The following is a 14,329-nucleotide window of genomic DNA, read 5'->3' on the forward strand; positions in this document are numbered from 1 at the left end:
ATGTGTTATACTGTATAATGAAGTGTGAAAAGAGGCTTTTCTCACAGAGTTAGAAAAAGGAAATAAAGGGAAAAATAATAATGGAAGAATTCAGAGACAGAGTTTTGGATGCGGTTGATTGGGTTTTTGATCGCTTTTATGACGCAAAAGATTTCTTAACTCAACATCCAAACGCAAAAAGATGGATTATCGAGGGTGTGTCCTGTGTAGTTGTAGGTATTCTTGTGGGCGTTCTCACCTTCAACATTTTAAATCATGAAAAGAAAAAATTAGCAGTTACAGATGAAAATGCTGCAACTCCTGTTCAGGAGCAGGGTTCAGAAGAGAATATCGAGGCTGGCTCTTCTATGGATGGGGTTAACCCAGACGACTTTGCAGATGTTGTTATCGAAGTTGTTGATCCAGGAGAATATGCATCCAACATCGCAGGTTGGTCTGATGCTGAAATTGAAGCTGCTGTTACAGAGCGTTCAGGTCATCTCGAAGGCAACAAATACTGGGGTCCGGTTTCTCAGTACTGGGAGTCAAAGGGAATCACTGGAAATGCTCGCTACTGCACATATCTTGCAGATACAGCAAACAAAGTATATTCACCATCGGATTTTGATGGAATAGCACCAGAGGTAATTCATGCCATCAAAAACGAAATGTATGCTAGACATGGCTACTCATTTAGAGACCAGGATCTTTACAACTACTTCATGGGTCAGATTTGGTATGAGCCAACAGTTTTACCTGCAGATTTCTCAGAGAAGACCTTCACTGAGACAGAGGTAAAGAATTTGGATATGCTCAATTCTATTGATCCACTTTAATAGCTTGCTGGTAATCATTTTTTTCAATCAGCAAGTGAAAGAAATCTAAGATTTTATAGATTCTTGTTGGCAATCCCTTGTCCTGCCAGCAAGAAGTCATATTAAACTGGCAGATTATAAAATATTAAGGAGTCATTATGGAGAAACACACATATATTCCAAAGGGAGTTTGCGCTAGACAGATTGATTTTGAAATCGAGGATGGCAAACTTCACAACGTAAAATTTACTGGCGGCTGCGATGGCAATACAAAGGCCATCGGCAAGCTCTTAGAGGGTGCTGATGCAGCCCACACAGTGGAAGTCCTCAAAGGAAACCTTTGTGGCATGAAAGGCACCAGCTGTGCCGACCAGCTTGCTAAAGGAATTGAGGAAGTTTTAGGGAAATAAGAATTTAGAATTAGTAAAATAAGAATCATTGAAATGATGTAGAGCCTTGGCGGTCGCCAAGGCTCTATTTTTATTCTAAGCAACTATTTATCTCTGCTCTAATGAAATCAATTCTTTCCTGCGTTTTTGGATCTTCTACTTTAAGTTCCATCAATTGTTCCAGATAACCTTGTTCTTTTGTAAGTTTTCTGCTGCATGGATATACCAACTCAAAGGCTAAAGAGAAATGTCCCACGTAGTAGTCAAGGTGACATTTCTTCAATTCTCTCAATATAGCGGTATGTTCCTTGAATTGCTCAAAGACTGCATCTGACAGAAATTCTTTTTGTATTTCCTCAAGTGGAACTCCATATATACCAATGATAGGTTCTTCTACCTGAACTCTAAAAATATCAACTTTGTCAGCATCTCTTATAATGTGAGCAAACTGCTCAGTTCTGGAATTCAAACCTTCACAAACACGATATTTATTGTGCTGTCTGATGGCTGTCTCGATAATAGCATCATAATCTCGGACATCAATATAATTCCTAATCAAGCCCTCTTTAAACAGTAAATCAGCTCCAAAATCACCATGGTCCACAGATTGACTGTCATTGAAGGTTCCGTAACGCTCTATCTGCTCAAAACGACCGATGTCATGAAGCATACCTATAAGCCATGCAATTTCAATATCATCTTCAGACATATTAAGACTTGATGCTATAGCTCTGCTGTTTTCTGCCACCCTATATGTGTGTGAAATTTTAAGAGCTATCTTTGGATCCTCTGGATTAAAGTTTTTTGTATAGCTGGCAAATGCTGCTTTTACTTTTTGTTCGTTAATTATCATATTTAATCACTATTATTCGTTATCTAAATTATTCTTTTATATACAACCACTTAGATTTCTTAATCACCTTCATAAGTAAAATGAAAATCCAGTAGGCTACAAGTCCTATCACAAATACAGCTATGGTCCAAAGGGCGAGCTGTCTTACGAATCCCCAGAAATCATTGTAGAGAAGTGTTATCCAATCTTGGGTTTGCCAGATACTGTAGGCAAAGCCATTGTCGTGGAGAAGATAAATCATAAAGGTTCCAGAGGCTATCGTATTTACGAATTTTAGTTCTGGAAGTCTGAGGCGTCTGAAAAGCTCGAATACACAGATGCCGATTATTACTACAACGATACTGTAGTTATCAAACTTTGGAATAGACTGGGTGAAAAACTCTTCGGCCATTCCAGGAGTGTTTTGGTTGTAATAGTATGATTGGATTTTTCCTACTGCAATATTGTGGTAGGAAATGCCAATAAGGCAATTTGTACCGATGATAATAAGGATTAAAACAAATCCTCTAAGTTTTTCAAAAGGATTATATTTTCTAATGTATCCACCTAAGGCGTAAAGGAAAATACCGATTACAACAGTACGTAAGCCTTTTGCTAAATCATCAAGCAACGAACCGGACCAACCAAGCTGGGAAATGGCAAGGATTGTAAATAAGAATCCAAGATATTTCTTTCTATCGAGGGTGGCAAGGAATCTGTTTAAAAAGCAAAAAGCCAAAAGCATGATGATGAAGTAGTAGCCTACGAACCAAGACATTTTGTTGAAGTATTGAATTCGTATGTAGCTGAAAAGGTTTTGGCTGAGCTCATCCTCAGTTACGTAATTTATAAAAATACCTGAGGCCAATACCAAAGTTACAGCTGCAAATAAAAGCTGGGATAACAGCTTCTTTGAAATCTTTAGCATATCAATCTCGCGGTCTGCTAGAAAGTATCCAGAAATCATTATGAAAACAGCATTTCCCACAAGTCCAAAGGGCATTATAAGTGCCAGTGCCAATAGTTGCTTATAAAATAAGGGATTGTTAAACCATCCGTTTTGAAGTCTTTCGATAGAAGTTTGATTAGTCAGCTGAACGTTTACACAGTGCAAAATAATGTGATAGCTGATAATCATGAGCATAGCAATAATACGAAGTAATTCTATGTTAGAAGCTCTAGAGCTTTTGTTATTCATACATATCTCCTTGATTAAAGAATTGATTGCCGGAGTTATAGCAGGCCGACATAATTAAACGATTAAATTCTTAGCTACAACATTATACATATTATTATGAAAAAATCCAGTTTGACACAATGAGTATCACTGTTTTTACAACTGTCTTGTCAGTAGACTAGTCATATGATATAGTTATTGTCAAGTTACACCTCATAAGTCAGCTTAGGCTGACAACAGTCTACTCTTCCGCTTCGGTTGTGGGACAGAGGTTCAATTGGGCTCTAGTTGATATTGAAGGGAAGCCAAGTAAAAGGAGAATAGGTTATGACACTGGTAGAAGAAATACAAAAGTTGAAAGAAGAGAAGGATGCGGTAATCCTTGCTCATTATTATGTTAATGACGAAGTTCAGGCTATAGCAGACTACATCGGCGACAGCTACTATCTGGCAAAGGTGGCTGTTGGCTTGAAGGAAAAGACTATAGTTTTTGCAGGAGTAAAGTTTATGGGTGAGTCTGCGAAGATTCTAAACCCTGACAAGACAGTTTTGATGCCTGATGAAAAGGCAGATTGTCCAATGGCTCATATGGCTGAGGTGGAGCGCATTGAGGAAGTTAGAAAAGAATATGAAGATGTGGCTGTGGTTTGCTACATTAACTCAACTGCAGAGCTTAAGATGCACTCAGATGTGTGTGTCACTAGCGCTAATGCAATGAAGATTGTAAAGGCATTGCCAAACAAGAATATCTTTTTCATTCCTGATGAAAACCTTGGAAGATATATTGCCACAAAGGTTCCAGAGAAGAACTTTATTTTTAATGATGGATACTGTCATGTTCACAAGAATGTAACAGCAGATATGGTAAAGCGTGCAAAGGAGTCACATCCAGAGGCAGAGGTGTTAATTCACCCAGAGTGCACCTTGGATGTGCTTGAATATGCAGACTATATTGGTAGCACCTCAGGAATCATCGACTATGCAACAAAGTCTGATAAGCAGGAATTCATTATTTCTACAGAGCTTGGAGTGCTTTATCAGCTGAAGCAGAACAATCCAGAAAAGACCTTCTATTCTGCTGGCTCGGTGCAGATTTGTCCAAACATGAAGAAGGTTACATTGGAAAAAATTCGTAACTGCCTTCGTGATGGCAGCGGTGTTGTAGAAGTGAGCGACGAGAAGCGCCAGCGTGCGTTAAACCCACTCCAGCGTATGCTGGAACTAGCAAAATAACTAAGTGAGACACCAGCAGATAATATGTTTTTTCTGAGAGTATAGTGTAAACGATGAAGAAAAAATATATTAGCTGTTGGTGGCGGACTAAAGGATTTAGATAACTATGGATAATAGATACGATGTAATTATAGTAGGCAGCGGAGTGGCAGGTTTATTTTGTGCCCTCAGCCTGCCTAGAGAAAAGAAAATACTTGTAATTTCAAAGGATGCCCTGGATGGTTGTGATTCCTTTTTGGCTCAGGGTGGAATCTGTATGCTCAGGGATGAGGATGACTATGAGGCATATTTTGAAGATACAATGCGAGCAGGTCATTATGAGAATAGAAAAGAATCTGTGGAGATTATGATTCGAAGCTCTCAGGATATAATTCGAGACCTGGAAAATTATGGAGTTGAGTTTGAAAAGCGAAATGGGGAATTCGTATTTACGAAGGAAGGGGCTCATTCCAATAACAGAATACTTTTCCATGAGGATGTTACTGGAAGAGAGATTACCAGCAAGCTTTTAGCAAGAGCTCAGGAGAGAGACAATATCACCCTTATGGCACACACTACAATGGTGGATTGGGTTTGCAAGGATAATGTGTGTTATGGAATAGTGGTTGCTGATATGGACGGAAAAACAAGAGCTATTCAGGGGGATGTGACAGTTCTTGCCTGTGGTGGACTTGGTGGAGTATATCCTCATTCCACAAACTATCGCCATATTTCTGGTGATGCTCTGGCCCTTGCAATGTATCACAATGTTAAGCTTGAAAATTGTGACTATGTGCAGATTCATCCTACCACACTTTATTCTAATCAAAGTGGACGAAGCTTTTTAATTTCAGAATCAGTTCGTGGTGAAGGTGCAGTGCTTAGAAACAAGGCTGGAGAGCGATTCACAGATGAGCTTCAGCCTAGAGATGTTGTAAGTAAAGCTATATTTGCCCAGATGGAAAAGGATGGAACAGAGCACGTATGGCTGGACTTTTCACCTATTCCAAAGGAAGAGATTTTAAATCATTTTCCAAATATTTATGCTCGTTGCAAGCAGGCAGGCTATGATCCTCTGGAAACCTGGGTGCCTGTTGTACCTGCTCAGCATTATTTTATGGGCGGAATCCATGTGGATAAGGATAGCAAAACCACAATGGAGCAGCTTTATGCTGTTGGAGAAACCAGCTGTAATGGTGTTCACGGTCGAAACAGACTTGCCAGCAATTCTCTTTTGGAAAGTCTAGTGTTTGCAAAACGTGCTGCAGCAGATATCGTAAATACGAATCACTTTAAACGAGTAGAAGATTTTGATAATCTAGTAAACATGGATGGTTACGAAGACTTGCCATCTATTATGGAAAACTATCACGCTATGGTAGTTGGTGAAATTAAAAGAGAAGAAAACTTAAGAGCCAAGAAGGAGGCTATATAAAATGAACAATATTACTATGACTTTAAATGCAGACGAGCTTATCAGAATGGCTCTTAGAGAGGATATTTCCAGCGAGGATGTTACTACAAATTCGGTAATGCCAGAGGCACAGCCAGGCGAAGTTGAGCTTATTTGTAAGCAGGATGGTATCATCTGCGGAATGGACGTATATGAGAGAGTTTTTAAGATTCTTGATGAAACAACTGTTGTAGAAAAGTATGTTAAGGATGGAGAGGCTGTTAAGAAGGGGCAGCTTATGGCTAAGGTAAAGGGGGATATCAGAGTGCTCCTTTCAGGTGAGCGTGTGGCTCTTAACTATCTTCAGCGCATGAGCGGTATTGCCACATACACAAACGAAGTTGCTTCTCTTTTGAAGGGCAGCAAGACCGTGCTTCTTGATACTAGAAAGACAACTCCTAATATGAGAATTTTTGAAAAGTATGCGGTAAAGTGCGGCGGTGGACAGAATCATCGTTATAACCTTTCTGATGGAATTCTTTTAAAGGATAATCACATTGGTGCGGCTGGCTCTATTACAAAGGCTATTGAAATGGCAAAGGCCTACGCTCCATTTGTTCGTAAAATCGAAATTGAGACAGAAACTCTTGAGCAGGTAAAGGAAGCTGTGGAAGCTGGAGCAGACATTATCATGCTTGATAACATGGATGTTGCAACCATGAAGGAAGCTGTTAAAATAATAGATGGTCGAGCAAAGACAGAGTGTTCTGGAAATGTTACTAGGGAGAATATCGCAAACATTATCGACAGCGGAGTTGATTATGTTTCAAGTGGTGCACTTACTCATTCAGCACCAATCCTTGATATCTCAATGAAGAATTTACACGCCATCTAATAAACGACGGTTCTTCATAAAAATGATAAATGGAGGAAAGAATGGACGGACAGGCTAGAAGACAAAAAATAGTGGAGATAATTCAAAAATCTGATAAGCCTGTATCAGGCACAGCTTTGGCGGAGCAACTAAAGGTTAGCCGTCAGGTGGTAGTCACAGATATTGCCCTTATCAGAGCAAATGGAATTGAGGTTACCTCCACAAATCGTGGATACGTAATTACGAATACAAATAAATGCAAGAGAATTATCAAAAGTCGCCACACAGATGAGGAAATACTTGATGAACTCTTCACTATAGTTGATAATGGAGGAGTGGCTGAAAATATAATTATCAACCACAGATATTATAATCGTCTGGAAGCGCCTCTCAATGTCAGCTCCCGCCGCGAGGCAAAGGAATTTATGGAGGCCATTGAATCCGGTAAATCAAAATCCTTAAGCTCCGCCACCAGCGGATATCATTACCACATAATCAGCGCCGACAGCGAAGCGACCCTCGATATTATCGAAGACGAACTCAAATCAAAAGGGTTCTGGTTACCTTTGGATGATTGGATTCTGCAGTAATTAGAAAAAGTAAGCTAGTAGATGACAATCTGACTATGTCCATTTGCTGAGTATAGCGAAAGCGATAGTAAATGGATATAGTGAGATTGTCATTGTAACAAGCGTAGTTAGGAGATAATAGTTGAGCGCAATTAGTAATGATTGGTTGGAGCCACTGACTCCAGAATTTAAGAAGCCATATTACAAGAGCTTATACGAAAGTGTGAAGCGAGAATATCATGAGCATCCGGTATATCCACCAGCTGATGATATTTTCAATGCTTTTGATTTCACTCCGCTTTCTCAGGTAAAGGTGGTAATCATTGGGCAGGATCCATATCATGAGCCAGGCCAGGCTCACGGTCTTTGCTTTTCGGTTAAGCCAGGAGTAAAGACTCCACCTTCTCTTGTAAATATTTACAAGGAGCTTCACGATGATTTAGGGTGCTTTATTCCTAATAATGGTTACCTTGAAAAGTGGGCAAGACAGGGCGTTTTGATGCTCAACAACGTTCTTACAGTTAGAGCCCATGAGGCCAATTCTCACAAGGATTTAGGTTGGGAGAAGTTTACAGATGCAGTTATCGACATCCTGAATCAACAGGATAGACCAATAGTGTTCTTGCTTTGGGGCTCACCTGCAGCTAAGAAATGTGCTAAGCTTAACAATCCTAATCATTTGATATTAAAGGCACCACATCCATCGCCTTTATCTGCCTACCGCGGATTCTTTGGATGTAAGCATTTTAGTAAAACCAACGATTTCTTGAAATCCAAGGGATTTGCCCCTATAGATTGGCAAATAGAAAACATTTAAATAGGAATCTTAGCCCACTGTTCAAAAAGTCTGTGAATAGTGGGCTTTTTCACACTAAATTCACGGTTTATTTATTGTGTCGGTTTGATATTTCAATTATAGTTATATTAGAGTTTTGTACGCTCGGGTAATAGGTGCATTTGTAATTGGAGCAAAACATTGAAAAGATTAATTGGATTTATAGGTCATTTCTTTAGCCCAGATTTACCAACAGATCTTATATTGTTTAACATCATTACGATTATTGGTTTCCTGGGAGGAATTATTGCTATTCCATTCAATGCAATAAATGGCACTTCGCCAGCGCTAACAGGTGTTATCGCCATTGCAATAGTTATGGATGGAATATGCATCTATATGGCAAATTATAGAAATAGATTGAAGAACAGCACCATCGCAGTATGTTTTGTTGTGGGTGTAGGTCTGTTCCCAATTATGTTCTTTTTGACTGGTGGTATTAACAGTGGTATGGTCTGCTGGTTGTCCATGGGAATAGTGTTTGTATTTATGCTTTTGGATGGCATGGATTTTGTGTTCATGCTTCTCACTGATGTGGCTATAATCGTTGGCTGCTATGTGATTTCCTACTATCATCCTGACTATGTTATAGATTTAGACTCTAGACAGAGCGTTTTCTTTGATGTGGTGCAATCACTTTTAATAAGTGCTTTTGCCATTGGTTCAATCATAAAATTCCAGAAATCTATATACGTAGGCTTGTACAAACAGGCTTCCATTAATAACGATGATTTGTTGGAGAAAACTCTCCAGGCAAAGAAGGCAGAGAAGGTGGCACAGATTGCCACTGAAGCGAAGAGTAATTTCCTGGCAAATATGTCTCATGAAATTCGTACTCCTATTAATACTATTATGGGTATGGATGAAATGATTCTTCGTGAAACCTCTGAGAAGGTGGTAGAGGAATACGCCTTGGATATTAAGACAGCCTCACAGAATCTTCTTTCACTCATAAACGATATCCTTGATATCACTAAGATTGAATCAGGAAAAATGGGTGTGGTAAATGGCGAATATCAGTTTATGAGCCTGATGCACGATGTTCTCAATAATGTTACAATAAGAGCTAAGGAAAAGAACCTTGATGTAAGGCTAAATATCGCATCTGATATCCCGTCAGATATGATAGGTGATGATGTCAGAATCCGACAAATATTAACAAATATCATCACAAATGCGGTAAAATATACTAGAGAAGGATATATCGAGATTTCTGCTAGTTGTAAAAGGAATTTCGACAATACTGCAGATTTGTATTTTGCAGTAAAAGATACAGGTATTGGAATTAAGCCAGAAGATATTAAGCGAATGTTTGAATCCTTTGAAAGATTGGAGGAAAACAGAAACAGAAATATTGAAGGCGCAGGTCTTGGAATGACCATCACCCAAAATCTTTTAAAGATGATGGGCAGTAATCTTGAGGTGGAAAGCGAATATGGAAAGGGTTCAACCTTCTCCTTTGTTATCACTCAAGAGATAGTTAACAACGAAAACATAGGAGATTTTGAGCAGAAGCTAAAGCAGCTGACCTCAAACTATGAATATAGCACCAGCTTCGAGGCTCCAAATGCAAAATTCTTGGTGGTGGATGACAACACCATGAACCGAAAGGTTTTTGTTGCATTATTAAAAGAGTCTAGAGTAAATATTGAAGAGGCATCCAGCGGTGCAGAATGTTTATCAAAGATTCAAAGAGAGCATTATGATATGATTTTCTTGGATCATATGATGCCTGGTATGGACGGTGTGGAAACCTTCAAGGCAATGGCCACACTGGAAAATAACAAATGTATGCGAACACCAGTCATCGCCTTGACTGCAAATGCAATAGCCGGTGCAAGGGAAAGATATTTAACAATGGGCTTCCATGGATTCTTATCCAAGCCAATTGTTCCGGCTCAGCTGGAGAAGACGATTCGAGATTTTCTGCCAGAAGATTTACTGGAATATCATGAAACTAATAGAACAGATGAGGCTAGAAAAAATCGAGCTCGTCAGGTAGAGTTACCAGAAATTGAAGGAGTGGATTGGGATTATGCCCTTCTTCATTTCCCAGAAACCAAAATGGTTTTCCAGACGGCAGTAGATTTTTATGAAGCAATCGATTATGAGAAGGAACAAGTTGCCAGCTACTACAATGAGATTGATGGCAACTTCCCATTAGAAGATTATCGAATCAAGGTTCATGCCATAAAGAGCATGGCAAACACCATTGGTGCTACATCCCTTGGTGGATTTGCAAAGATTTTGGAATATGCGGCTAGAGATAATAGGTTAGACAGGATAAAATCCCTTACACCTGTTCTCTTGGAAGAAATGGATATTATGAAGCAGAGGCTTTCAGTTCTGTATTCGGAGGTTGAAAAGCCGAAACTTGAAGATATGGATGAATTATTTGCCCTCCTTGAAATGGTTAAGATGGCAATTAGGGGCCAGGATTCAGAGCAGGCAGATAATATGATTAAACAGGTGATGTCTTATTCTTATCCTACAGAGCTTCAACCAAAGATAGATCATCTCAATCTTCATATTTTGAATTTGGAGTATGATGAGGCTTTGCAAGATATAGACGAGCTACAAAAGTAATGACTAAGGAGAATAAACATGCGAAAGATACTTATTGTTGGGGATTTTAGTAGCGATACATCGGAAGTGAATTCCTTCCTTGAGCAACATTTTCACACACAGCTTTGTACAAACAGCGGCAAGATTGTAAGAAGTATGTTAAAGCTTTATGTGCCTGATTTGGTGCTCATGGATATAGATGATTTTGAGCTGGTTCAGGGGGAAGTTTATGAAGCTATTGTTGAATACAACCCAGAGCTTCCTGTAATTACTTATGGTCGAGAAAAGAAAAAGCAGATGTTTATTTCTTATTACTACTCAGGCCAGTGTAAGCACATCCCACAGCCTACCAGAGAAGTCATCATCCGCGAAATCTGCAAGGAATTCAACATGAATGCAGACGCTATAATCAATGATGTGGTAGATATAGATAAAAAGCACATTATTGTGGTGGATGACAACCCGGTTTTACTTAGAAATATGCGAAATATGCTCCAGGATAAGTATAGAGTTACTCTTGCTACTTCTGCGGCTCAGTGTATGAAGGCGATGGGCCAGGATTCACCAGATTTGATTATCCTTGACTATGAAATGCCTGTTGTTGACGGCAAGCAGACTCTTGAGATGATTAGAGCGGAAGAGGATTACAAGGATGTTCCGGTTATCTTCCTTACAGGAATTGCTGACAAGGAACATGTAGATGCTGTACTTGATTTGAAGCCAGCAGGCTATTTCGTAAAGCCTCCAATGCAGACAAAGATTATAAATGCCATTGAGAACATTTTCTTGAAACAAAGTGAATAGAATTGAGTATTTTAGGGCTTTTACCTAAGAACTTGTGAATTAGTTATAATTATTGTAGGACATGCAACGTTATATTGCGTGTCCTATTTTATTTTCATTTTTTATACGAGGTTTTTTCAACAAAATTTCACAGCTTGGGATTAATATTATGAATAACCATCATATAGCATAGAAGGCGTATAGTCTAGATTAAGGGGGGACTGTATGAATTTTAGGAAAATTGGTACTAAAATGCTTGTGCTGATACTTCCAGTGTTAGTTTTGGCACAGGTTGTATTAACGATTATTTCTGCGGTATCCAGTCAGAATCTTGTAAATGAAAAGACTGGACAGGCTATGAGTGCGGAGCTAAAAGCAAATAATGCCGAGATTGAGGGTAAACTAAGAGATGTTGAAATTCTTGCAGATGCTATAGCAATCAGTGTGGCAAGTTCATACACCTATACAGCATGGGACGACTATGAGAAAATGCTTCAGAATATGATTGCCACAAATGACATTGTCCTAGGATCAGGTCTATGGTTCGAGCCATACAAGTATAATTCGGAGGAAAAGTATTACGGTCCTTATGTATACAAGGATGGGGCTAGTACAGTTACCACATGGGAATATAGCAACGCTGAGTATGATTACTTTAATCAAGAGTATTATACAAATGCTATGGGATCAGACAATGCGGTGATTACAGACCCTTATTATGACGAATCTTCTGGAATGATTATGTCTTCTTGCTCTACACCAATCGTGGTAAACGGAACTAAGATTGGTTGTGTCACAGTAGATATCGAGCTATCTTCTATCACTGAATTAATAGCCAATGTAAAGGTTGGAGAAACCGGTGTTGGTATTCTTACAGCCTCAGATGGATTATTGATTGCAGGACATGATGAGCAGATGGTTCAAAATAGCGGAAATGTTCTCCAGGATTCTAATACTTCCTTTGCGAACATGGCAAAAGATGTTCTTGCCAATACATCAGGTGTGACTGAATATAAGGATGGCAAGACTACCTATAAAGTTTACTATGATACTCTCACAGAAACTGGTTGGAAGTTTATGATTGTTATTAATAGCTACGAGCTTAAGCAACCAATCTATAGATTGATTAACACATTAGTATTTGTATGTATAATTGCTGTTACAGTAGCAATAATCATCATTGTCATAGGAATTGGTGGTGTTGCCAAAACTATTAGAAGAGTTCAGCTCTTTGCAACAGAGCTTGCAGAAGGTGACTTTACAGTTGACCGCCTTAACGTCAAAGGCCGTGATGAGCTTTCTGTTATGTCTAATTCTCTTAATGAGATGTACGGAAACAACAAGGGGGTTATCCAACACATTGCGGATTACTCTGTTGAAATCAATGATGCCAGTGGAAATCTTAAGCATGCAGCAGAAGGTCTCAAGGAAGAGTTTGACAAGATTGTAGATATCATGACCTCGGTAAATTCAGATATGATGAATTCATCAGCTGCCACAGAGGAGCTTTCAGCATCTGTTGATCAGGTTGCGGAATCTGCTGACAACCTTAATCAAGAAACCAAGGGAAGCCTTGATTTAGCTATTGATATTGAAAAGCGTGCAACAGAAATTGGAAAGAGCAGTCAGGAAGCCTTCGACAAGTCACAGACCTTGAAGGCTAGCTACGAAACTAAGCTAGAAGACAGTATTGCTCAATCTAAGGTCGTTGAAAACATCGGAGAGATGGCAAGCGTTATTGCTGACATTGCCGATCAAATCACTTTACTTTCACTTAATGCCTCTATTGAGGCAGCCCGTGCAGGAGAGCAAGGTAAGGGCTTTGCAGTTGTTGCCACAGAAATTGGAAAGCTGGCAGGCCAGACAACCGATTCCGTAGAGAAGATTCAGGATACCATCTCTAGTATCCAGGAAGCTTTTGAAGGCTTGGCAACAAATGCTAAATCACTATTAGACTATGTATCTGAAACTGTTACACCTGACTACCAGAACTTCGTATCCGTTGCAGAGCGATATGGACAGGATGCTGAAAGCATCAAGGAAACTTCCGAAAAGCTTTCTATCATGACAGATTCGATTCAGAATATTATGAGCGAAGTTCGATTCGCACTTCAAAACATTGCTGAGGCTACACAAAATACCGCAGCAAACAGTGGAAACGTAATGGATTCCGTGGAGGGCCTATCAGAAACCGTAACCGAAATCAACCAGATGGCAGATCAGCAAAACGATATTTCGTCTGAGCTATCCGAGGTTGTTAGCAAGTTCAAGCTCACCACCTAGCAAATTACCATAACAACGTGAAAAGGCGGGGCCGTTTAAGTTAACCTTAGGCGACCTCGCTTTTAAAATGTCTGCGCCGTCCCCTGCCCACCTCCCAGACCAGCACCGTGCACCTACGGACACAATCGCAAAACACTGTTTTTCTAATTCCTGCTTTTCGCTTTTCTATTTGTGAGTGTTCTTTCAATTCGTTGCACTTTTATCGCTACAGTATGTACTGCTCAGACACACACTATTTTCAGTAGTGCTCCCCCTCAGGGTATATAACTATCAGTTGCTGGAATTTGAAGTGCGCTTAGTAAAATAAAAAGCAGGTTTTGCATGTATAGGCAGCAGCCGCTAGGACGACGGCTGCAGTGGTCACTTGAGACACGATGTTGAATGTGCCACGGTGACTATACATACAAAACCTGCTTTTTTAATTTTACTTAGCAAACGGAGTATGGAAGCAACTGATAGTTATATACCCTGAGGGGGAGCATTATTTAAACCTACAAGTGTCTGAGCAGTACCTACAGTAGCTTCAAAGTGCAACACCAATGAAAGTACACTCACAAAAGCTCAAATTGCAGGAATAAGAAAATCTAGTATTTTGCTCAAATGATGTCCGTAGGTGCACGGTG

General features: G+C 39.5%; 12 protein-coding genes. 10 read left to right on the plus strand and 2 right to left on the minus strand.

From position 1 onward, the window contains the following. The first annotated feature begins 80 nt into the window (after positions 1-80). Positions 81-815, plus strand: coding sequence for a YARHG domain-containing protein (locus BLR54_RS07745; RefSeq protein ID WP_090419120.1), 735 nt, complete (start codon positions 81-83; stop codon positions 813-815). Between the two features lie 137 nt (positions 816-952). After that, a complete protein-coding gene (locus BLR54_RS07750) occupies positions 953-1,204 on the plus strand; it encodes a TIGR03905 family TSCPD domain-containing protein (RefSeq protein WP_090419123.1) in 252 nt (83 codons plus the stop codon). Positions 1,205-1,274: 70 nt separating this feature from the next. Here BLR54_RS07750 and BLR54_RS07755 read toward each other — a convergent pair whose 3' ends face one another. Beyond that, positions 1,275-2,036: an HD domain-containing protein gene (locus BLR54_RS07755; RefSeq protein WP_090419126.1), complete on the minus strand. Its 762-nt coding sequence runs from the start codon at positions 2,034-2,036 to the stop codon at positions 1,275-1,277. A 28-nt stretch (positions 2,037-2,064) separates the two neighbouring features. Then, complete coding sequence (locus tag BLR54_RS07760; protein ID WP_090419129.1) at positions 2,065-3,213, minus strand: acyltransferase family protein; 1,149 nt, start codon at positions 3,211-3,213, stop codon at positions 2,065-2,067. A gap of 306 nt (positions 3,214-3,519) precedes the next feature. Between BLR54_RS07760 and nadA the strand changes: the two genes are divergently transcribed. The 8 genes from nadA (at position 3,520) to BLR54_RS07800 (ending at position 13,706) form a co-directional block, all read left to right on the plus strand. Then, on the plus strand, positions 3,520-4,425 hold the full coding sequence (nadA, locus tag BLR54_RS07765; protein ID WP_090419132.1) for a quinolinate synthase NadA: 906 nt from the start codon (positions 3,520-3,522) through the stop codon (positions 4,423-4,425). A gap of 106 nt (positions 4,426-4,531) precedes the next feature. Continuing rightward, complete coding sequence (locus tag BLR54_RS07770) at positions 4,532-5,839, plus strand: L-aspartate oxidase (protein WP_090419135.1); 1,308 nt, start codon at positions 4,532-4,534, stop codon at positions 5,837-5,839. A 1-nt stretch (position 5,840) separates the two neighbouring features. Beyond that, positions 5,841-6,692: a carboxylating nicotinate-nucleotide diphosphorylase gene (gene nadC / locus BLR54_RS07775; protein ID WP_090419137.1), complete on the plus strand. Its 852-nt coding sequence runs from the start codon at positions 5,841-5,843 to the stop codon at positions 6,690-6,692. Positions 6,693-6,733: 41 nt separating this feature from the next. Continuing rightward, complete coding sequence (locus BLR54_RS07780; RefSeq protein WP_090419141.1) at positions 6,734-7,261, plus strand: transcription repressor NadR; 528 nt, start codon at positions 6,734-6,736, stop codon at positions 7,259-7,261. A 121-nt stretch (positions 7,262-7,382) separates the two neighbouring features. Continuing rightward, positions 7,383-8,057: a uracil-DNA glycosylase gene (locus BLR54_RS07785; protein ID WP_090419144.1), complete on the plus strand. Its 675-nt coding sequence runs from the start codon at positions 7,383-7,385 to the stop codon at positions 8,055-8,057. Positions 8,058-8,216: 159 nt separating this feature from the next. Further along, complete coding sequence (locus BLR54_RS07790) at positions 8,217-10,661, plus strand: ATP-binding protein (RefSeq protein ID WP_090419147.1); 2,445 nt, start codon at positions 8,217-8,219, stop codon at positions 10,659-10,661. A gap of 18 nt (positions 10,662-10,679) precedes the next feature. Next, positions 10,680-11,444, plus strand: coding sequence for a response regulator (locus BLR54_RS07795; RefSeq protein WP_090419150.1), 765 nt, complete (start codon positions 10,680-10,682; stop codon positions 11,442-11,444). Between the two features lie 204 nt (positions 11,445-11,648). Next, positions 11,649-13,706, plus strand: coding sequence for a methyl-accepting chemotaxis protein (locus BLR54_RS07800; RefSeq protein WP_090419152.1), 2,058 nt, complete (start codon positions 11,649-11,651; stop codon positions 13,704-13,706). Positions 13,707-14,329: the final 623 nt, after the last annotated feature.

Source organism: Pseudobutyrivibrio sp. YE44 (assembly GCF_900104335.1).
Taxonomy (GTDB): Bacteria; Bacillota; Clostridia; order Lachnospirales; family Lachnospiraceae; genus Pseudobutyrivibrio.